The organism is Polaribacter sp. BAL334 (assembly GCF_015767435.1).
Classification (GTDB): Bacteria; Bacteroidota; Bacteroidia; order Flavobacteriales; family Flavobacteriaceae; genus Polaribacter.
In genome coordinates, this window is record NZ_JADWOV010000324.1 from 21619 (window position 1) to 44372 (window position 22754).

A 22754-nucleotide genomic window follows, 5' to 3' on the forward strand; every position below is an offset into this window, starting at 1 on the left:
AGTTAACTTGCTTTTGCAACTTCTAAAGCTGTTATTTTATACTCTAAAATTGCCAATTCTTGTCCATTTTCTATAATTTCATCCACTGTCAAATTGTTACTTGTGTTGATGTGATCGAGTATTTTTTTGCTTTTAAACGTATAATACTCAATGGCTTTGTCGATTTTGGTTGCCATAATTTGCTTATTGAATTAAGTTTTTCATTTCGCTTCGATATTTTGAAGCGCTTTTTCCAGTAATAGCATTGAATAATTTGTTGAAATGTGAAAAATTATTAAATCCACATTCAAAACAAATATCAGAAATACTCATTGTGCTTTCCGCCAATAATTTTGTGGCATGCACCACTCTGTATTCATTGACCAATTGCGTAAACGTTTTTCCTGTTGATTTTTTAAAATACCTACAAAAAGCAGGTACTGTCATGCTTACAAGTTCCGCAATTTCATCTAAACTGATGTGTTCTTGGAAATGTTCATTGATATGTTTGTAAATAATTTCGATTTTATTGCTGTCTTGAGGAATGGTTTCAAAAGCAAAACCATTGGCATTCAACAACGTATAATCATCAGTGTTCGCTAAATCTTTTAAAATATTTAAAAAAGCTATGATTCTTTCAGCTCCATCAATTTCAACCAATTGTTCAATTTTTGCGCCAATTCGTTGTTTGATATCAATATTAAAACGAACTCCTTTTTTTGCTCTTTCAAAAAGTGCCTCAATAGGCAACATTTCTGGAATTTTAAAAAAATGTTCTCCTAAAAAATCGGGTTTGAACTGAATTAATGTTTCAGAACCATTAGTTGTCAATCTATCAATATAACCAACATGAGGAAGATTTGAACCAATTAAAACCAATTGACTATTGTTAAAATAACTAATATGATTGCCAATATGTCTTTTTCCACGACCTTTATTTACATACACCAATTCAATTTCAGGATGAAAATGCCAAAAAGGAGTATTGGTTTTTAAAAACTCAACATGTTTCTTCACCAATAAAGAACTACCAAAATTGGGCGTAATCTTTTCTAATGTTGGTTTGATTTGTTTCATTTGTTGATCTTAAAGGTATTTTGTCTATCATTTGCAATTCACCTATGATTTTTTCGTATTTGACATCAGTTTCAGTGCATGCTCTTTTCTAATTAAGTACAAAATTACGATAGAAAGATAGGATAATCTATATAGAATTATCTTTTATGTGTTCTATTTTAACTTTAATCCATTTTAACAAAACATTTAGAGTTAAAATAGGACATAAATATACCAATTTTGTTGTAATATAAACTATAGTTGCACCATAACTTTGCACAAAAATAATACATGGTAAACAGTAATAGTATTTTATTTATTTCAGTAATCGCCATTTTTATTACAATGTACATTTTCCAAATTGTGGTATTAGGCATTATATTGAAGAAAAACGGAGGAAAAACAATACAGTAAACCCCAAAAAAGTAAAAAAATGAAAAAACAAATTATAACAATAGCATTATTAATCAGTTCATTAGTAAGCTTTTCAAACACAGAAATTAAAAATAATTTCACAGACAAAACAAAAAAAGTAACAGTAGAATTCAAAAATGTAAAAAAAGGACATTCTTTAACCATTAAAGATAAAAACGGATCAGAATTGTATTCAGAAACGATATCAGAAAATGGAAATTTGTCTAAAATTTTAGATGTAACTTCTTTAGATGAAGGAAATTATGTAATTGAGATGGACAAAGATTATGAAATTGTCATCAAAAGATTTCAAGTTTCTCCAAATCAAGTGATTTTATTATCAGATGAAGAAAAAATAATTTTTAAACCTGTCATCAGAAATCAAGAAAACATTGTAATGGTTTCAAAGATTGAATTTGATGCTGAACCTACTCAAATCGCTATTTATTTTGAAAATGAGGTGATTTTTTCAGAAACAGTAAAAGCTGAAACAATATTAAACAGAGTTTATAAATTAGATTCGGAAAAGAAAGGTGCTTATACAGTAGTGGTTTATAATCAGGATAGAAAATACAGGAATTCCTTTAAAATATAAAGATTTCATAGATTAGATTAGTTAAGTAGATTGTAGATTTGATTAAAGCGGGTGTGATTAGCCCGCTTTTTTCTTTGCCTACATTGCTAAAATCCTGGAAAATTTGGTTTTCTTTTTTCTAAAAATGCTGTAGTTCCTTCTATAAAATCAGGAGTCCCAAAACAGTTTCCAAATGCTTCAATTTCAACTTCAAAACCATTTTTTGCTGTGTCAAAATTGGCATTAATTGCTTTGATGGCTTCAGCAATTGCAACTGGCGAATTTCTCATGATTTTTTCAGCAATTTTTTTAGTAAAGCCCATTAATTCCTCTTGAGTTGTCACATGATTTACCAATCCTACATCTTTAGCTTCATTTGCAGAAATCATTCCTGCAGTCATAATTAGTTCCATCGCTTTTCCTTTTCCAACCAATTGTGGCAAACGTTGTGTGCCTCCATAACCAGGAATTACGCCCAAAGAAACTTCAGGTAAACCCATTTTTGCATTGTCTGAAGCAATTCTGAAATGACATGACATTGCCAATTCTAAACCACCACCCAAAGCAAAACCATTGATGGCAGCAATAACTGGTTTTTTGAGGTTTTCAATAAAGTTAAATAACATTTCTTGTCCTTTTCTAGCTAAATCTTTTCCTTCCGAAGTTGAAAAATTGGCAAATTCTGAGATATCTGCACCAGCAACAAACGCTTTTTCTCCACTTCCAATGATGATCATTACTTGTATACTAGCATCAGATTCAAGTGATTTTAAGGCTGTGTGCAATTCAAAAATAGTGGTTTTGTTTAAGGCATTTAATTTTTGAGGTCTATTGATGGTAATTGTTGCAATTCCCTCATTTTTATCAATTAAAATCGTTTCAAAATTCATTATTTTCAATTTAAAATTAGTTATTTTTTTGGTAAAATTACTGTAAAAGTAGTTCCTTTATTTTTTTCTGAAACAAAACTAATTGTTCCATCATAAGCTTCAATAATACTCTTAATCATTGCCAATCCTAATCCCATTCCACTTGTTTTGGTGGTGAATTTAGGTTCAAAAATCAATTCTTTCATTTCGTCAGCAATTCCTTTTCCATTATCAAAAACCGTTATTTTCAATGAATTATCCAGAGAAGAAACAGCCACTATAACCATTGGATTTTCAACTTCTTCAGTTGCTTGTAAGGCATTTTTAACCAAATTCGTTATAATTCTGATTAACTGTGTTTTATCTAAAAAAGCATAAATTTCTGATTCCTCGCACTGAAACTGAATATTGTCTTCGTTGAAAATATCAATCGCTAATTTTATAACATTTATTACCTCAATTTCTTCCTTATTTTGTGTTGGCATTTTCGCAAAATCAGAAAAAGCGGACGCAATTGAACTCATTAAATCTATTTGTTGAATCAAGGTTTTTGTATATTCTGACAACTTTTGCTTGATATTTTCATCTTCAGGATTGAATTTTCTTTCAAAACTTTGAATTGTCAATCGCATTGGAGTTAACGGATTTTTGATTTCATGAGCCACTTGTTTTGCCATTTCTCTCCAAGCTTGTTCTCGTTCACTTTTTGCCAATTTTGAAGCACTTTCTTCCAATTGATCAATCATATTATTGTACGCTTCCACCAAAATTTCAATTTCTGAACTTGATGCATCCAATAAAATTTTTTCATTTCGCTGATTCAAACGTGTTTGATGCATTTTTTCAGAAATAGATTTGATGGATTTTGTGATGTAACTTGACAAAAAATAAGCCAATGAAATTGCGATGATAAACATCAACAAATACACCAAACTCAGTCTTGAAATGAACTCTCGTAATTCGTACTCAACTTCGGAATTGTCCTGTGTTAACTGCATTTCAACAATACCAATTCGCTTAAATTTGATATCGTTAATATACATAAAAGAGGTTTGAAAACTAGAACCATCTTCTTCTTTCGTTTTTAAAATTCGATGATTTGAGTTTTGAGCCAATTCATTCAATAAATCATATTCAAGAGGTTCAATTGCTGTTTTTTCGAAAGCATTTGTTTTAGAAGAAACTAATAAATTTCCATGCAAATCATACATTGAAATATTCAATTTATTGATAGATGAAATCTCGTAAATACGTTCTTTAAAGATTTTATATAGGTTTTCGGTATTGATTGGATAGGTTGTTTTATTGGTCAATTCTAGCTCAATAATTTGAAATGCTGTAGATTCTTTTCGCTCAAAACGCTGTAAATTATAATCGTGAGTTTGTTCATCATATTGATAAACCGTAACTAACAAAATGAGTATTGACGCCAAGAATACCAATAAAATCATTGATATAAATATACGTATTCGAAGAGAAATTTTTTGGAAGGATAACAATAATTACAGCTTTAAAATATTGTCTAAAAATAGTGCTTTTTAGTCTTACTTTATCTTTTGATGATTGTTAAATAATCGAAAAAATATCAATCTCATCAAACAAGAAGCAAAAGAAACTGAAAAATCAGTAACTTTGCAACCTAAAAACGACTCTATGCAAAATATTCTTGTACCTATTGGATCTACTGAAAGTGCTCAAAATAACTTGCAATATGCTATTGATTTTGCCAATGAAATTCAGGCAAATATTTTTGTTTTCAGAGCATATAGTTCTTTATCAAAAGCGGGAACAATCATCAATGTGGATAGCATTATTGAACGTGAAACTAATCTTTATTTAAAAACATTGGTGAATGCTGTTGATACTAAAAATGTAGAAGTGAAAATGATTTCTGCAAAAGGATCAGTAATAGAAAGCGTTCACTCCATTGAAGAAGAAATTGGTATCGATTTAATCATTATTGGAGCAAAAAGTAATTCTATTAGAGAAGAAATTTATTTGGGAAAAACAGCAGGAAGTTTGGTAAAACAAACCGAAATTCCCATGCTAGTTGTGCCAGAAAACTATAAATATCAACCCGTAAAAACGATTTTAATGGCTTTTAGATCGGGAATTGTTAGCAAAAAAGCCGCTTTAAAACCGTTGCATTTTTTTGTGCAAACATTTCATCCAACAGTAGATTTGCTTTTGGTGAAAACTCCTGATTATACAGAAGAAGATTTAGTGCTAGACAAAGAGCTTGAAAAAGTAAAAAATACACTGACAATCACAGAAAACACGACTACTTATATGGGGGTTTTAGAACATTTAAATTCTTTTAATCCTGATATTTTGTGTGTTTTTAGACGTAAAAGAGGGTTTTTCAGAAAATTATGGGAAAAAAGTACCATTCAAAAATCTGAATTTTACGCGAACATGCCTTTATTGATTTTGAAAGGAAAGAAATAATCAATATCTCAAATCAGAAGGCTCTAAAAAAGGCACTTCAGGATTGAACATTTCTTTGATATAAACTTTTAAAATAGCCAAAAAATTATCTAACTTTTCCTCAGAAATCAAGGTTTCTGGGGATTTGTATTTTTCAGCAAAGTCAACTTGCAAAAACCCTTCTTTCAAATTTTTGAACGAATAAATACCAGCTTCTAAAGGTTTTGAGAAATCAAATGAAGTACTTTTTGTAAATAAAAAAGCATACATCAACACTTGAATTGCTTTGTGAAATTTCTCTTCGCGCAATTTTTCAAAATCACTCGCCTTTAAATTTCCTTTCACCACCTTTCCCGTTTTGTAATCAATAATTCGTAAAACGCCATTCAACTCATCAATTCTATCTACATTTCCATGAATTTTTACAGGGAACTCAAAACCTTCCATCTCAATTTCGATGGCTAAATTTTGTTCAGTTGCTATAATTTTTAACTGATTTTGTTCATCCTCTAATAACTCTTTTTCTTTTGATAAAAAATTACTTACAAATCTATTCGCAACTTCAAAAATCAGCCGATTTTTTCCTGTAGTAATATTTCCGTTCATAAAATGCTTTGAAAATTTTGCAATGACCAAATCTTTTGCCTTTTTTTCCATTTCAATAATATCCGTGGATTTCAGATAATTTCCAATAAAAGGTCTGTACAATTCATCCAACGTTTCGTGAACAACTGTTCCCAAAGTGTTGTGTGCAATTGTCTCTTCAACCTCAGAAAATTCTTTAATTTTCAACACTTTTTGTTTGTAAAACTGAATAGGATTGTATAAAAAACTAGTGATTGTTGAAGGAGAAATTCCATTTTTTGCCATTTCAATGATGCGATTTTGAATAGCTGTATTTTTATGAATTTCCTTTAATTTTATAGGTTTTGAAATCACTTTTGGAGAAATGATTTTATGTGAAATATCTTTTTTCATCATTTCCAATTGTGTAATAAATCGACTTTTTTCTCCACTCCCAAAATGATCTTGTTCTGTGTTATAAAGAATAAAAACGTTTTTAGCTCTTTGCAACAATCTAAAAAAATGATATGAAAAAATGGCGTCTTTTTCTTTGTAAGTAGGCAATCCAAAAGTAATTTTCACATCAAAAGGAATGAAAGATGTTTGTTGTTTGTTTGCAGGTAAAATTCCCTCGTTTGCCGAAGCTAAAATAATGGTTTCAAAATCCAACACACGGGTTTCTAACATTCCCATCAATTGCAAACCTTGCAAAGGTTCACCCTGAAAAGAAAGGTTTTCTGTAGCTATCAACTGTTTAAAAAACTGAACAAACACCTTTAAATCATTGAAAAAAGAAAACTTCTGATGCAATGATTTGAGTTGTGTAAAAATGGTATAAAATCGAAATAAATATTCTTTTTCTAGCGTATTTGCTTCTTCTTTTAAGAAAAAAATCAATGATAAAATAGTTTCGATAAACTGAGCAATCGTTGAAAATGGTTGAAACAAATCGAGTATTACTTTTTTTGCTTCATTCGATTGAAATTTGAGCAAAGATTCCAACTCCTTTTGAGAGAGAAACAATCTATTTTCATGGATTACTTTCTTAAAAAATAAGTCATTATTTTCAATGAATTTCCCCAAAAACGGATGTTTCAAAACACGAAAAGAATCTTTGTAATAAAATTGATTTGTAACAGTTTTCTGAAGTTTTTCTTGCGATAAAAATAACTGGAAAATAGCCAAAAATAGTTGACTTGCAGGAACATCTTTCAAAGGATATCCCATAGTAATATTGATTCCGTTTACATTTTTTGGCAAAGAATTCAGCGCAATTGGCAATAAGGTTTCATCTGCTAAAACCAGTGCTGTGTTATTCAAATTTGGCAGATTTTCAAGAATTTCTGCGACATATTTTTGCTGTGTGATGCTTTTTGAAGCGCCAATAATTTGGATATTTTTTTCAGAAGAAAAATAATTTACAGGCGATTTAAAAGGACTCTTTTCAAAGTATTTCCAGGTACTTTTATACTTCCTCATAAAATTTCCTGCTTGATGATTGGAATGTAAAAATTCCTCATCAATATCCCAATAGATAGCAGCATTATTTGATTCCAACATTTTTTTAAAAATAAATTCCTCAACTTTATTAAGCGCATTGAATCCTATAAAAAAATACTTTTTATGTTGGTTTTTAGCTGCAAATTGATCTATTTTTTTACAAGATTCTCTGTATAACATTCCTTGATAACCAATACTTTTATTGATTAAAAATTCATAAAAAGCTTCATAATATTGGTATAATTTTTCTAAAAAATGGTGATGGTTTTTTATCAAATCCGTTTCAGAAAAGGTTCCTTTAACGGACCATTTTTTCAAACGTTCAATATCTCTGATGTACACAAAAATATCCTTACTATCCACAAGATGTTGGTCTATTTCATTAAAATCTTGTAAAACCGTAAATGCCCATGAAGCAAAAACATCAAACGAATCTGGATTTTTTTCGATACTTTTATACACTTCATAAAATTGGAATAACAAGTAGATAGTATCTGCTTTTTCAATTTCTGAAATTTGTTGAATCAATTGTTCAATGGTGATGATTTCTGGCAAAAAACCAACTGTAAGATGTTCTTTACAAGCTTGTTTTACAAATACTTTCGCTCTTTGAGAAGGCAAAATAAAAACTGCATTTTCAAAAGATTTTGATGTTTTTATGATGTCTAGTAAGGTATCAGAAATGAAAGATTGCATAGAATTTTTTGATTCAAATTGGAATTTCTAAAGTACAAAAACTTACTTTTATAGTCGCATATTATTTTACGCTTATTTTTATGAAAAATGAATTGATGATTGCAGGAATTCAATCGCATTTAATTTGGGAAAATCCAGCAGAGAATAGAAATTATTTTGAAGAAAAAATAAATTCACTTTCTGATGAAATTGATATCGTGGTTTTACCAGAAATGTTTACTTCAGGATTTACGATGAATGCTCAAAAAGTTGCGGAAAAAATGGATGGAGTTACCATTTCTTGGATGCAAAAATTGGCTTCTAAAAAGAATTTGGCAATTGTAGGAAGTTTGGTCATTGAAGAAGAAAATCATTTCTATAATAGATTGGTTTTTGTTCATCCTTCAAAAAAAATTGATTTTTATGACAAACACCACACATTTACATTGGCTGGAGAGGATAAAATATACACTTCTGGAAAGAAAAAAACAATCATTGACTTTCAAGGTTGGAGAATTTGCGGTTTGATTTGCTATGATTTACGATTTCCTGTTTGGGCTAGAAATACTGAAAATTATGATTTGTTATTGTATGTGGCAAGTTGGCCAATTGCACGCATAAAAGCTTGGGATACGCTTTTAAAAGCTAGAGCTATTGAAAATATGAGTTATGTAATTGGTGTGAATAGAATTGGTAAGGATGATAATGGATATGAGTATTGTGGAAATTCGTTAATTATTGATTATTTAGGAATCCAACTTTCTGATTTGCAATACAATGAAGAAGGAATTATTGTTTCAAAAATCAATAAAAAAGACCAAGAAAACACAAGAGAAAAATTGGGATTTTTAAAAGACAAAGATTCATTTTCTATTGATTTGTAAACAAAAAAGCCCTTTTAAAAAATTTAAAGGGCTTTTTTGATTTTGTTATATTATGGAAATTAACTTGGTTGAATCATCCATTTAAATTCGAATTTAGTATCAGGAATAATCATTCTTTCTGTAATTCTGGTCATTCTATCTGGCAAATTCATCAAGAAATCTCTTGCTTTTTCTGCTTCAGGAGTTAAGTTCGTGATTTTATCAATTTCCCAAGAGGCAATTAATTTTTTCAAAATATCGATATAATCATAGCCAGTGTAAACGCCAATTCTTTGAGCAACTGTAGAAAAATCGTTGAACAGACTGCCTTTTCCGTTGAAAGATTCTCTTAAATGCATTGCTGGCATCACAATTTTATGTTTCATCATGTGTTGAAAAGCCAACATCATTTCACTTGCATCGATTTTAAAAATTTCTTTTACAAAATGTGTATATGCCAAGTGATGTCGCATTTCATCACCTGCAATTATTTTTGACATTTTTGCCAATGCTTTATGACCTCTTTGTTTGGCAATTTTAGCCACATTATTATGAGAAACGTAGGTTGCTAATTCTTGAAAACTGGTATAAACAAAGTTTTTGTAAGGGTCTGTAGATGTCCCAATATCAAAACCATCAGTAATTAAATGTTGGGTTGAAATTTCTACTTCACGCATGTTTACACGTCCTGATAAATACAAATATTTGTTCAAAACATCACCATGTCTGTTTTCCTCTGCAGTCCAAGCTCTTACCCATTTCGCCCAATTATTATCAGGATCTTGTGTGATTCCGTCCAAATCTAATAACCAAGATTCGTAAGTTGGCAAAGCTTCTTCAGTGATGGTATCACCTACTAAAACTACCCAAAAATCGTCTTCCAATTCTTTAGAAATTTCACGAATTTCTTCTATTTCACTGATGAAATTATCGCTTTGTGAATTGGGTAAAAAATCGGTTGGCTGCCAAATTTTTTCAGCAGGAATTAAATAGTTGTTAAAAATAGTATTGATGCTTTTTTCTAGGGTAAGCATCACTTCTTTTCTGATATTTTGTATTGACATTTATAAAATTGATTTTGTAATAATTGTTTCTGTTTTTGCGAATAATTCTTCAAAAGGTAAAGAATCTATTTTGATAGGTTCGTGCGTTTTGATAGAAATTGTACTTCCAATTCCTAAAGGAAACTTACCATATTTGAATACTTTCCAGGAATTATTGATGGTTAAAGGTACAACAAATCCTTCTTTATTGTATTTGGTGAGCACTTTTAACCCATTTACAGCGAATTCTTTTGGTTGACCGTTTCTACTTCTTGTGCCTTCAGGAAAAATAACTGCAGACCATTTATTGGTATTTATTTTTTTTGCAAAAGCAGTGAGCTCAGCAATCGCTTGTTTGCTGTCTTTTCTATTAATCAGTGCTGCACCTCCATGTCTTAAATTGAAGGAAATACTTGGTATTCCTTTGCCTAATTCTACTTTTGAAACAAACTTTGGATGGTGTTTTCTGAATTTCCAAATGATGGGTGGAATGTCAAACATTCCTTGATGATTGGCAACAAAAATGAGTGTTGTGTTTTCTGGTAAGTCCAGCTTATTTTCAAATTTTACGGGAATTAAAAGTACTAAAAGAGATTTTATAAGCGTAAAATTCATGTAATCAACCACAAATTTATGCCCTTTATATCCAAAAAGTTTTAATCCAAGCCATTGAATTGGATGAAAAATAATCAGCAAAGCATAGAAAACCAATGCAAAGATTGGTGAAAGAATGTAACTTAAAATTTTCATATGTGTAAATTATATTTTTTATCGGTCACATATGCAATCGCATATTTATTCATTGGTGTTTGCTTAAGCAAACGCTTTATTAATGGCGATTTCATTAATTAAACCAATTAGTCCATGGAATTTTTGACAAAATGAATACCAATCCTAATCCATAAAAAATTATAAAAGTTTTGAATTTAGCTGCATCTGTAGTTTTCTTTTTGTGTTTAGACCAACCTATTGTAATCAAAACAAGTGCTAAAATCATCATTACTGGATGTTCTAGAGCCAATAATCTTAATTCTTTGGTTTTCATTACTTCTGCTGTATTGGAAGTTAACATGCTAAAATATGGAGACATAAAATACCACGTTAAACCTATAAGCAATTGAATATGAGAAACTATCAATGTAAAAAGTCCAATTCGCAAATCTTTGTCGGTAAATTGTTTTTTTTGAGTAAGTCCGATAATGGCATTTACAACAGCGATAACTAATAAAATAACTACTAAATATGCCCAATAAGAATGAATATCTATCATGATTGTCGTGTTTTTTAAAAGTTGTAAAGTTAGGGATTTTAAATAAAAAAAAACCACCTCAGTTGAGGTGGTTTTTGAAAATATACTATAAATTTTGATTAGAAATTGTAACGAACACTTGCGTTCCAAGTTCTTCCCCATCCAAAGAAACCATTGTTTGTAACATTTATACCTCTGTATAAAGTTGCTCCTGAAGTTGCTTGGTTTGCAGTAGTTAATTCAGAAATATATCTTCTGTCTAAAACGTTGTTTACATTAGCTCTAAAATCTAAAGATTTTGAGTTAGATTTTCCTAAATTTAATCTATAAGAAACTCCCATATCAAGTAATCCATATGAAGGCAATTGTAATTCTCCTCGAGTTGGACTTACATTTGAGAATAATCTGTCATAAAATCTGAAATCAGAATCAACACTTAAGTTTTCAATAATTGTATAGTCAATACCTAAACCATAAGAAGTTTGTGCAGCATCACCTACATTGATTCCGTCAACATTAACTGGTGCAGCCTCGCTAATTACATTTCTGTTTTCGTCTAGTTGTCTTGAAATAAGTTCTCCAACATATTTCCAATCACCAATAGATGCAAAACCTTTTAATTTTAATTGACTAGTAATATTTGCAACAAAATCAAACTCAATACCTTTATGTAATTGGCTTTGTCCTGTAGTTTCTGTAATAGTTACCACATTATTTGCAACATTTGTAAATCCATTAATTCTATCTTTCCAGCTTGTACTATACAAATTTACGCTTCCAGAAAAGAATTCTGATTTGAAGTTATAACCCAACTCTAAACCAAAGATTTTTTCATTTTGAGAACTTGGGTTGATGGCATTTGTAAAGTTGTTAAAAATATTGTCATGATATGGTTGACGAGAATAATAACCAGTGTTCATGTAGATAGTACTTGCGTCTGTTACTTTAAAACTTGCACCAAATTTTAAGTTGTAACCAGCATTACTTACTTTTGGTGAATCTTTAAATTCTGGCAAATAATCATATCTATCAAATCTTTGGTGAGATTGATTAGAAACTGACCCTTGGAAGAATGCAGACATAAAATCATTAGCATACTCTAACTGAGTAAATAATCCAGCATAAGAAATTCTTTCACTATTATCATAATCTATTCTTTGGTTTTCAGCCATTGTATTAAAAGTAGCTACCCAAGGATCTGCTTTACCAGTTTCAGTAACTGTATTTGATATAGGATTTCCTGTTGTAAGGTTAGAACCATCTCTTAATCTTCTATCTTCGGTCCAAGAAGTTAATCCATGAAAATTTGAAATTTGTCTGAAGTGAGTACCGTAGTATGTTCTTAAATCAGCACCAATATTCCAAGTTAAGTTGTCATTGATTTTATGCTCAAAATTTGATACAACACCATACCAACTATGTAAGTTCATAGAAGCTCTTGTTGCGTAAGCATTATTACCGAAAGTACCTTCACCATTAGGTTTAGCAGAGTTATTAGCGAAAATTGCATCATAATCAATTAAACCATCAGCAGTTCTAATTCTTGCAGCAGATCTACCATAGTTTCCAGTTCCCCCACCACGTCCAAATGAAGCATATACAACTGTTGATAAACTTGAAGCATCAGAAATTTGGTAATCCCAGTTTAAATTGATTACTGGTTTGTGATAAAAGTTTCTTCTTTCTGACAAATATTCACCTTGGTAAAAGCCATAGTTATTGTTAAATTTATAACCATTGGTTAAATAGTCAGAAATTCTTTTTGTAAAGTTTTGATCATGCCACTGAGGAGCACCAGTAATCAAAAAGTTAAAGTTGTGATTTTCGTTAGGTTTGTAACCAAATGAGATAAAGTAAGTTTGACCTTGACCTCTTGTTCCGTTATTATAACCATTTCCTTGCCAGTGAGATAACATTACGCTAGTTCCCCAACCACTTTTGCTAACTCCTGTGTTATACATTGCAGTAGTTTTGATGTAACTGTCATTTGCAGTTCCAACATAAAAAGATCCTCCTTCTTCTTTATCAGTAGTTTTAGTTACAAAGTTCATTGTACCTCCCACTGAAGAGATTGCCAATTTAGATGCTCCTAAACCTCTTTGGATTTGAACTGCACTAGCAATATCATTTACTCCAGACCAGTTAGACCAATACATTCTACCATCTTCCATACCATTGATAGGTTGTCCGTTTAATAAGAATGCTGTGTTTGTTTGATCAAAACCACGAACAGAAATTCTAGAATCTCCAAAACCCCCTGCTTGACCTGATACATAAATAGATGGAGTATTTACAAGCGCCATAGTAACGTCTTGAGTTCCAATCTTTTTTTGAATTTCTGCAGCTTTAATAGTTGACACTGCTACAGGAGTAGTTCTACCTCCTGATAAATCGATTACTCCTTTTCCAATAATAACTACTTCTTCTAAAGAGTTTTCATCAACTCTTAATTTTAAAGTACCTACATTCGCACTTGATGAATTGAAGGCAACTTCTCTTGATTTGTATCCAATATAAGAAATTACTAAAACTCCAGATTTAGATTTTGCCTCTAAAGTAAATTTTCCGTCAAAATTTGTTTCTGTTCCGTTTTTAGTTCCTTTTTCTAAGATACTTGCTCCAGGTAAAGGTTGATTTGTTTCGTCAACAATAATTCCTGAAATTTTAGTTTGTCCTAAAACTGTAGCTGTTATTAAAAACAAAGCTACAAATAATACATTTTTAAAATTTTTCATTGTTTAATTTTAAGTTGTTTTAATTTGTCGCAAAATTCATGCTTTTGAAGTATTGCAATGTTAATTTAATGTTAAGTTTTAACAAGAAATTAAGACACTCAAAACTAAAGAAAATCAAGATTATTGTCTAATAATCAACTACTTACTTATAAACAGGTTTATTAACAAATTTTTAGGAATTCATTAAATTTTGTTTTGTCAGAAAAAGAAAGGAATATTTATTGATTTTTCAACAACTTATTGGCTAATTCTTTTCCTAATTCAACTCCAAATTGGTCATAACTATAAATATTCCATAAAATTCCCTGTGTGAAAATTTTATGTTCATACAAAGCGACTAATTTGCCCAAAGATTCAGGTGTAAGCTTGTCAATAAGAATTGCGTTGCTTGGTCTATTTCCCTCAAAAACTTTGAAAGGTAACAACGTTGCGATTTTATCCTCTTTTCCAGAAGATTTTAATTCCAAATGCACTTCCTCTGCTGTTTTACCAAAAGCCAAAGCATCCATTTGACCATATAAATTTGCCATCAGTTTTTTGTGATGATCTGTCAAGCCATATAAAGATTCTTTAAATCCTATAAAATCTGCTGGAATTAATTTCGTTCCTTGATGCACCAATTGCATAAAAGCATGTTGCATATTGGTCCCAGTACTTCCCCAAACAATCGTTCCTGTTTGATAATCAATTTTATCACCATTTCTATCCACTCCTTTTCCATTACTTTCCATAATGGCTTGCTGTAAATAGGCGGGAAGTTTTGATAAATATTGTGAATATGGCAACACAGCTTCTGTTTCTGCGTTATAAAAATTATTATACCAAATGCTAATTAATGCTAAAATTACTGGAATATTATTCTCAAAATCTTCGTTTCTGAAATGGATATCCATTGCTTCTGCACCGTCTAAAAGTGCTTTGTAATTTTCAAAACCAACAGACAAACTGATAGATAACCCCACTGCTGACCATAATGAAAAACGACCTCCAACCCAATCCCACATTGGGAAAACATTCTCTTTTGAAATTCCGAAATTGTCAATTGCTTCTAAATTGGTAGAAACTGCCACAAAATGTTTTGGAATATCAAAAATAGTAGCTGATTTTAAAAACCAATTTTTAATGGTTTCTGCATTTGAAAGTGTTTCTTGAGTAGTAAACGTTTTTGAAACAATCACAAAAAGTGTCGTTTCTGGATTCAGTTTTTTGATAATTTCTGAAACATGATCTCCATCAACATTTGATACAAAATGAGTATTTAACTGATTTTTATAGAATTTTAAAGATTCCACAATCATATCTGGCCCTAAATCAGAACCACCAATTCCAATATTTACAATATCAGTTATTGGTTTTCCTGTATATCCTTTCCATTTTCCAGAGGTTACTTTATTGGTAAAGCTCTTTATTTTTCGAAGTGCAGCCTGAATTTGTGGCTTTATGTTTTTTCCATCTACCAAAATTGGTTCATCAGAATTGCTGCGCAAAGCCGTATGTAAAACTGCTCTGTTTTCTGTAACATTGATTACTTCTCCTGAAAACTGACTTTCAATAGCTTCTTTCAAACCAACTTCTTTGGCTAAATTTACTAAAAGAGAAATGGTTTCTTTAGAAATTCTATTTTTCGAAAAATCAACGAATACATCCTGAAATTGAATAGAAAAATCTTGTTTTCTATTCGGGTCTTTATAGTATTCTTTGATGGTTGTATGTTGAATATCTTGAAAATGATTTGTAAGTTTTTCCCAAGAAAGTGTTTTGGTTGGATTGATATTATGTAGACTCATTTGTTATTTTTTTGCAATCGTTTCTGTGATATTGTCTGGTTTTTTTGCAGGCATTTTTTTGTTGTCTAATTGATATTTTAAAGGTGCAATAAACTTTAAAAATCTTGGTTTTATGCTTTGATCTATTGGTTGTGCTGTTGGTAATTTTTCTCGTAAAGGATCAACTTGTTTTCCAAATTTCCAAAAACGATAACAGACGTGAGGCCCTGAAGTATTTCCTGTCATACCAACATAACCAATTACATCCCCTTGCCTTACATATTCGCCAACTTTTGCTTTTCGTTTACTCATATGCAAATACTGTGTAGTATACGTACTGTTGTGTTTTATTTTTACGTAATTTCCATTACCACCTTTCATAGCAGATTCTATGACTGTACCACTTGCAGTTGCAATGATTGGAGTATTGTAATTTGCAGCAAAATCTGTCCCTTTGTGGGGTCTTGCAATATTTCCGTACAAGGCAATTTTTCTGTTTAAATTGTATCTTGATGAAATTCGATATTGGAATTTGATGGGGGCTTTTAAAAACTGACTTCGCAACATATTACCAAGTTCGTTGTAATATTCTGCAGAACCCTTAGTTGAATCTGCTAAAAAACGAAACGCGTATAATTTTTTTCCATTGTGTTTAAAAACGGCAGATTTTATTTTTCCATATCCAGCATGTATGGTATCATCAATAAATTTTTCTTCATAAACAATTTTAAATGAATCGCCTTTTTGCAATCTATAAAAATCCAACGTCCATGCATAAATATCAGCAACTTCCCAAGTTAAATTTGGTTTCAATCCCAAACTATCCATGGTTACTGAAAGGTTATAATTGATAACACCTGTTGCAATTTTTTCGACAATTTTTATAGGTTTTTGGTGAAGCTTTGCTGTGATGATTGAGTCTTTAAAATCTAATACAGTGGCCTTACCATTACCATGTTTATAAATAAAAACCTGTGCTTTTTGAATAGAATCTTTGCTTGTTAAAATAGTATATGGTTTTCCAGCTTTTACTTTTGTAACATCAAAAACTTCTTTTACAGAAGTAGCAATATCATTAATTTGAGGGTATAAAACATGATGTCTGTCAAGTATCACCCCAAAACTTTCTCCATTTTTTATGGTATCCTGAATTACGTTATAATCATCTAATTTATAGCCAAATCTGATTTCGGATTTTTTTTCTTTTTTCTGAGGTTCAACTTCTTGTTTTTCCTCTTTTTTACAAGATGAAAATGAAAGAATAAAAACAAGTAAATACAGTACTTTTTTCAAGAATTTGTTACTTTTTTGATAATTTTTCAAAAGTACAAATAAAATTGATTTATAAAAACCAATAGCAGTAAGATGTTATAATAGATTTGTTAAAATTTTGAAAGCTATTTTAAAAAAGGATTTGCCAAACCTCTATACTCTTCTAATTCAGCTGTTAAAGAACCCACTCGCAAATCTGCCTTTAGTTTTAAAGGGATTTTATTAGCATCATTGGAAATCCAAATGGTAACGCTTTCTTGCTCCTTAAATACCCTTCCAGAGAGAACATAGGGTCTAAAAACCAAGGTTTCTATTTTTCCTAAGTGAGTTCTAAGTGATTGTTTTCCTAAAAACTTCAACCTGAAAGGAAAGGTTTCTTCGTCAAAAAACATGTCTAATTTTATTTCATCTCCAACTTTAATTTTAGAAACATCTAAACTTCTTAAATAATAAAAAGAAGAAAGCATGTCTTGAACCTTGTTAAATGCTACTAAAGTGTCTCTTTGAAGTGTAAAATCTTGCACATAAGCTTTTCTTACATCATGATTGAATGTAGTTATCGTGTGCTTTTTATAGCCTCCTTCGTAAATCTTTCTTTTGAAAACATAGGGTTTTATGTTTTCTTTATCAAAATATGATTCATAATAATCATCTACTTCAAAAAACCATTTGATCATTCCTGAAGTCCAACCTGTACCTTTTGTGTGAAATACTTTTTTACCTTGGTATTCTTTTTCTTCTACTTCTAAAACAGCTGTTCCTGCTCTTAAAAAACCGCTATAACTCATTTTATAACGAAGCCATTCTCCGCCTTTAAAAGCAGGTTTTTGTTCTTGACCTTGAGCTGTCAAAAACGAAAGAAATAAAAAAATTGTTAGGTACTTTTTCATATTGGAATCAAACATATAAAAAAGGATTGACAAATCTCGTTCCAAAAAAGAAAAAGTAACTATTTATTCATTTTCATATCTCTTTTTAACGTTTTTTTTAACTTTAAAAAGTTCCCCAGTTTTTCAGTTCGTCTTCACTCCATAAATAAGGGTAAAAAATTCTTCGCTGATACTTTGGATGCATGTATTTGCGCCAACTACTACCTCCTGTTGCTTCTAAATCTTTGTCATTTCCGCCTAAATATTTTGCTGCGGCATTGTAATGTGCCATCACCCATTTTACATTTACGGTGTAATCATAATGACGCATTGCTTTGATCAAACTTTCATTTTGCTGCACTTTAACCGGAAGTTGTTTAAATTTTAGCGATAAATTAATGTCATTATAATCTTCCATAAAATCAATAAAATCTCCCATGTATTTTTTTTCAAAAAGATTTAATAAGGTTGATTTTTGACCAGTGGTATAATTTTTTCCTGCAGCTTGCCAATACAAATGATTGTAAGCATTCTTAAAAGAGGAATTTCTATCAATAGTTTCTCTGTAACGCGCATCAATTAAGTTGATGAGTTCTGTAGAAGCAAATTCAATTTTACGATATTGCGCTGATTGAAAGCCACTTGCAGGAGTTAACGTATTTCTAAATTTTAAATATTGTTCAGGTTCCATTCCATCAGCCATTACCGAAAAAGAACTGCATAACATATCAAAATAACGACTGATTCTTTGCAAATGCATTGTGAATTTATCTGCAGAAATTTCATCAGATTTTGCTACTTGATCAATTTCCCACAACACCATTTTAAACAACAATTCATTTACTTGATGATACATGATAAACACCATTTCATCTGGTTGTGTGGTTCTTGGTGTTTGCAATCCTAGCAAAGCATCTGTTTGGATATAATCCCAATACGTAATTGGTGTGCTCCACAATAAACCCTCTAACATCGCATCAACAGGAACGCCAAGTTCGTTGTATTTTTCTTCGATTGCTTTTAAAATTTCGTCTTTGTTCATTTTAGTAAGAATCTAAATTGTAGAACAAAGATAAGAGAATCAAGAAAAGAGATTTGACATCACCCAAAACTTTGAATTTAAAACTTTAAATATTGAACCTTATAGCGTTCCTCTTTTGGCTTGTTCTCTTTCAATAGATTCAAACAAAGCTTTGAAATTTCCTGCACCAAAACCTTTTGCACCCATTCTTTGAATGATTTCAAAAAACAAGGTTGGCCTATCTTCAACTGGTTTTGTGAAAATTTGCAACAAATAGCCTTCTTCATCAGCATCTATCATGATGCCTAATGCTTTTAGTTTTTCAATGTCTTCTCTTAATTCATGACTAAAAGCTTCTAATCTTCCAGGAACCGATTTGTAATATTCTTCTGGTGGTGTAGATAAAAATTCGATTCCGTTTGCCTTTAGTTGCGAAACTGTTTTGATGATATCATCTGTAGCCATGGCAATATGTTGCACTCCTGCACCTTCGTAAAAATCTAAATATTCTTCTATTTGAGATCGTTTTTTACCTTCTGCTGGTTCGTTTATTGGGAATTTAATTCGTCCATTTCCATTCGACATTACTTTACTCATCAATGCAGAATATTCAGTATGAATTTGTTTGTCATCAAAAGACAAAAAATTGACAAATCCCATCACATCTTCATAGAATTTTACCCAAGTATTCATTTGATTCCAACCCACATTTCCAACCATATGATCTATGTATTTTAAACCTGATGTTGGCGGATTGTAATCTGATTCCCATTTTTGAAATCCTGGTAAAAAAACACCATTGTAATTTTTGCGTTCTACAAACATGTGCACGGTTTCTCCATACGTATAAATTCCAGAACGAACTACTTCTCCAAATTCATCTTTTTCTACAGTGGGTGTCATGAATGATTTTGCTCCTCTAGAAACCGTTTCTTTATAAGCCCTTCTGGCATCTTCTACCCAAAGTGCTACTACTTTTACACCATCACCATGTTTTACAATATGCTCATTGATTGGCGATTTACTATTTAGCGGAGTTGTAAGCATTAACTTGATTTTATCTTGCGTTAACACATAACTTACGGAATCTTTTGAGCCAGTTTCCAATCCACGATACGCATGTGATTGAAAACCGAATGCAGTTTTATAAAAATGGGCAGCTTGTTTGGCATTACCCACATAAAATTCTACATAATCTGTACCTAACAGTGGAAGGAAATCTTGCGCTCCTTCAAATATTTTTTCTAAACCGTAGTTTACGGATTGTATTTCTTTTGCCATCTTTTCTGATTTATAGAAGAAAGAAAAAAGAATAAAGAAAAAAGAGATTAGAGTTTATTTTGAAAACCCATTGTCATTTTCTGAAATTCTTGTATTTTTTCTTCAATACTTTTTAATTGTGTTTCTGATAAATAGTTTCTTTTTTGAGCAATTATTAATTGTGTTTCTAATTCAAAAGAGGATCCAAGTGAAATATCTAAAAAATGTGAAAAAGATTTATCTGTTCTTGATGAACCTTCTGCAATATTACTAGGGATTGAAATAGAACATCTACTTATTTGAGATGTTAATCCATATTTTTCATCCTTTGGAAATTCACTTAATAATTCAAAAACATCATCAACAATTTCAATGCCCAAATTCCAAATTTTTAAATTCTTATAATTATGTCTTTTTCTTTTTTCTATATTCAATTTTATACAACTTTTATCTCTTCTCTTTATTCTTTATTCTCTCCTCTTTTCTCTAATTTTTAAAGCCACGACTGATAATACGTCTCATCCGCAATTTTCATAGCTTCTTCTGTAAGCATCAGTGGTTTAAATGTATCCACCATAACAGCCAGTTCTTCTGTGGAAGTTTTTCCAATACTTCTTTCAGTCGCTCCTGGATGTGGTCCATGAGGAATTCCAGCTGGATGCAACGAAATATGCCCAGCTTCAATGTCGTTTCTGCTCATAAAATCACCATCAACATAATACAACACCTCATCAGAATCAATATTACTATGATTATAAGGTGCAGGAATTGACTGTGGATGATAATCGTACAAACGCGGCACAAAACTGCAAATTACAAAAGCACTCGTTTCAAACGTTTGATGCACAGGTGGTGGTTGATGAATACGCCCAGTAATAGGTTCAAAATCATGAATTGAAAATGCATACGGATAATTGTAACCATCATAACCAACTACATCAAATGGATGAGAAGCATAGACCATTTCTATGATTTCTCCTTGTTTTTTTACTTTGATGATAAAATCTCCCAATTCATTATTGGTTTCTAATTCATAAGGTCTTCTGATGTCACGTTCACAAAAAGGAGCGTGTTCTAACAATTGTCCAAACCAATTTCGATAACGTTTTGGAGTGTAAATTGGGTGATAACTTTCTACAATAAACAACCTATTTTCAGCGGAATCAAAATCGATTTTATAAATGATTCCACGTGGAATTACTAAATAATCTCCGTATTTAAAATCGATATTTCCCAAGTGCGTTCTCAGTTTTCCTGATCCTTTATGGATAAAAATGACCTCATCAGCATCTGTATTTTTATAAAAATAATCTTGGATTGATTGTTTTGGCGCTGCCAAAATAATATTGCAATCTGAGTTGGTCAGCACCACTTTTCTACTTTCCAAATAATCATTTTCTGGCGAAACTTGAAATCCTCGCAAACGATACGATTGGATATTATTTGCTTTGGCAATTTTTGGCGCTACAGAATATTGTTTGCGAATTTCTTTGACCATGGTAGGTCTTTGTTCGTGATAACTATTGGTTGACATTCCGTCAAAACCAATGGTTCCAAACAATTGTTCGTAATATAAACTTCCGTCTTTTTTTCGGAATTGGGTGTGTCTTTTTGGTGGAATTTTTCCTAATTGATGGTAAAAAGGCATAGTTTTAATGTAATAATGAATTAATGAAACGATGTAGCAATCTTTGTCGCAACAAAATTGAACCATTTTTACATTGGTAAATTGCTACATAAATAAAACTTCAATCGATTTCGTTATTTGTACAAAGATAGGAAAAGTAGTTTACTTTTTAGTTGAGGAAAAAGCTTTATAACTTATTAAGGAACTTGAAATTCTCATGAAAGCACCGCTTTTTATCAAAAACGAAATATGAAACTCTCAATAACGAATCCAAAACTTTGAATATTGAGTCCTGAACTTTGAATATCCCTTCCTAATCAATAGATTTAATAACCTGTTTAGGTGCTTCTTTTCTAGTGCCATCAAAACCGTCTACACCACCAACTGTGGTGTATTTCATCACATATTTTTTGTTCGGAAAAATGCGTTGATAGGCACTTTGACACATCAACGTTGCTTCGTGAAAACCACATAAAATCAACTTTAATTTTCCAGGATAGGTATTGACATCGCCAATCGCGTAAATTCCAGGAATATTCGTTTGATAATCCAAAGCATTGTTCACTTTGATGGCATTTTTTTCGATTTCTAATCCCCAATTGGCAATTGGTCCTAGTTTTGGCGACAATCCAAATAGCGGAATAAAATGATCCGTTGCTAAATCGAAAGGTGTTTCCCCATCTTTGGTAATGGTAATTGCTTCTAATTTTTCATTTCCAACAATTCCAGTAACTTCTGCTGGAGTTATCAAATTTATCTTGCCTAAATTTTTCAATTCTTGTACTTTTTCAACAGAATCTAAAGCGCCTCTGAATTCATTTCTTCTGTGAATCAAGGTAACTTCGGAAGTAACATTTGTCAAAAATATGGACCAATCCAAAGCAGAATCTCCTCCTCCAGAAATGACCACTTTTTTATTGCGATACAATTCTGGATCTCTGATAATATATTCAACGCCTTTATCCTCAAAATCAGCAATGTTGTCAATCAA

At 31.1% G+C, this 22754-nt stretch carries 20 protein-coding genes; 3 read left to right on the top strand and 17 right to left on the bottom strand.

The features are described 5' to 3' along the window. Positions 1 to 2 precede the first annotated feature (2 nt). Together IU405_RS15420 and IU405_RS15425 are read right to left on the bottom strand one after the other, a co-directional pair. The gene (locus tag IU405_RS15420; RefSeq protein ID WP_197439510.1) at positions 3 to 176 is read right to left on the bottom strand and encodes a hypothetical protein; all 174 of its coding nucleotides are present in this window, start codon (positions 174 to 176) and stop codon (positions 3 to 5) included. Between the two features lie 7 nt (positions 177 to 183). Further along, positions 184 to 1056 carry a helix-turn-helix domain-containing protein gene (locus IU405_RS15425; RefSeq protein ID WP_197439511.1) on the bottom strand — a complete coding sequence of 291 codons (873 nt, stop codon included), beginning with the start codon at positions 1054 to 1056 and terminating at the stop codon, positions 184 to 186. A 412-nt stretch (positions 1057 to 1468) separates the two neighbouring features. On the opposite strand from IU405_RS15425, the gene IU405_RS15430 reads away from it, so the two are divergent. After that, positions 1469 to 2044 (top strand): hypothetical protein, encoded by a 576-nt coding sequence (locus IU405_RS15430; protein WP_197439512.1) that lies wholly within the window; start codon positions 1469 to 1471, stop codon positions 2042 to 2044. Between the two features lie 86 nt (positions 2045 to 2130). Here IU405_RS15430 and IU405_RS15435 read toward each other — a convergent pair whose 3' ends face one another. Together IU405_RS15435 and IU405_RS15440 are read right to left on the bottom strand one after the other, a co-directional pair. After that, on the bottom strand, positions 2131 to 2913 hold the full coding sequence (locus IU405_RS15435; protein WP_197439513.1) for an enoyl-CoA hydratase/isomerase family protein: 783 nt from the start codon (positions 2911 to 2913) through the stop codon (positions 2131 to 2133). A gap of 20 nt (positions 2914 to 2933) precedes the next feature. Beyond that, positions 2934 to 4343, bottom strand: coding sequence for a sensor histidine kinase (locus tag IU405_RS15440; RefSeq protein WP_197439514.1), 1410 nt, complete (start codon positions 4341 to 4343; stop codon positions 2934 to 2936). A 112-nt stretch (positions 4344 to 4455) separates the two neighbouring features. Between IU405_RS15440 and IU405_RS15445 the strand changes: the two genes are divergently transcribed. Beyond that, positions 4456 to 5340, top strand: a complete 885-nt coding sequence (locus IU405_RS15445; RefSeq protein ID WP_317193383.1) for a universal stress protein — start codon at positions 4456 to 4458, stop codon at positions 5338 to 5340. On the opposite strand, the gene IU405_RS15450 is transcribed toward IU405_RS15445, so the two are convergent. Next, entirely contained in the window at positions 5341 to 8079 is a 2739-nt protein-coding gene (locus tag IU405_RS15450) for a PD-(D/E)XK nuclease family protein (protein ID WP_197439515.1), read from the bottom strand. An 80-nt stretch (positions 8080 to 8159) separates the two neighbouring features. Here IU405_RS15450 and IU405_RS15455 point away from each other — a divergent pair, with 80 nt between their 5' ends. Further along, positions 8160 to 8942, top strand: coding sequence for an amidohydrolase (locus IU405_RS15455; RefSeq protein WP_197439530.1), 783 nt, complete (start codon positions 8160 to 8162; stop codon positions 8940 to 8942). 59 nt (positions 8943 to 9001) lie between these two features. On the opposite strand, the gene IU405_RS15460 is transcribed toward IU405_RS15455, so the two are convergent. The 12 genes from IU405_RS15460 to IU405_RS15515 form a co-directional block, all read right to left on the bottom strand. Continuing rightward, positions 9002 to 9985, bottom strand: coding sequence for an acyl-ACP desaturase (locus IU405_RS15460; RefSeq protein WP_197439516.1), 984 nt, complete (start codon positions 9983 to 9985; stop codon positions 9002 to 9004). Beyond that, entirely contained in the window at positions 9986 to 10714 is a 729-nt protein-coding gene (locus tag IU405_RS15465; protein ID WP_197439517.1) for a lysophospholipid acyltransferase family protein, read from the bottom strand. It lies immediately after the preceding gene. Positions 10715 to 10808: 94 nt separating this feature from the next. After that, positions 10809 to 11234 carry a hypothetical protein gene (locus IU405_RS15470; RefSeq protein WP_197439518.1) on the bottom strand — a complete coding sequence of 142 codons (426 nt, stop codon included), beginning with the start codon at positions 11232 to 11234 and terminating at the stop codon, positions 10809 to 10811. A 98-nt stretch (positions 11235 to 11332) separates the two neighbouring features. Further along, entirely contained in the window at positions 11333 to 13948 is a 2616-nt protein-coding gene (locus IU405_RS15475) for a TonB-dependent receptor (protein WP_197439519.1), read from the bottom strand. A gap of 218 nt (positions 13949 to 14166) precedes the next feature. Further along, positions 14167 to 15735 carry a glucose-6-phosphate isomerase gene (gene pgi, locus IU405_RS15480; RefSeq protein ID WP_197439520.1) on the bottom strand — a complete coding sequence of 523 codons (1569 nt, stop codon included), beginning with the start codon at positions 15733 to 15735 and terminating at the stop codon, positions 14167 to 14169. Between the two features lie 3 nt (positions 15736 to 15738). Next, positions 15739 to 17007 (bottom strand): M23 family metallopeptidase, encoded by a 1269-nt coding sequence (locus tag IU405_RS15485; protein WP_197439521.1) that lies wholly within the window; start codon positions 17005 to 17007, stop codon positions 15739 to 15741. Between the two features lie 104 nt (positions 17008 to 17111). Further along, positions 17112 to 17876, bottom strand: a complete 765-nt coding sequence (locus IU405_RS15490) for a DUF3108 domain-containing protein (protein ID WP_197439522.1) — start codon at positions 17874 to 17876, stop codon at positions 17112 to 17114. Positions 17877 to 17979: 103 nt separating this feature from the next. Continuing rightward, complete coding sequence (locus IU405_RS15495; protein ID WP_197439523.1) at positions 17980 to 18897, bottom strand: tryptophan 2,3-dioxygenase family protein; 918 nt, start codon at positions 18895 to 18897, stop codon at positions 17980 to 17982. A 99-nt stretch (positions 18898 to 18996) separates the two neighbouring features. After that, entirely contained in the window at positions 18997 to 20157 is a 1161-nt protein-coding gene (gene hppD, locus IU405_RS15500) for a 4-hydroxyphenylpyruvate dioxygenase (protein WP_197439524.1), read from the bottom strand. 47 nt (positions 20158 to 20204) lie between these two features. Beyond that, positions 20205 to 20564 (bottom strand): four helix bundle protein, encoded by a 360-nt coding sequence (locus tag IU405_RS15505; RefSeq protein WP_197439531.1) that lies wholly within the window; start codon positions 20562 to 20564, stop codon positions 20205 to 20207. 65 nt (positions 20565 to 20629) lie between these two features. Beyond that, a complete protein-coding gene (locus IU405_RS15510) occupies positions 20630 to 21784 on the bottom strand; it encodes a homogentisate 1,2-dioxygenase (protein ID WP_197439525.1) in 1155 nt (384 codons plus the stop codon). Positions 21785 to 22076: 292 nt separating this feature from the next. Next, positions 22077 to 22754: NAD(P)/FAD-dependent oxidoreductase (locus IU405_RS15515; protein WP_197439526.1), on the bottom strand; the 678-nt coding region annotated here is incomplete at its 5' end.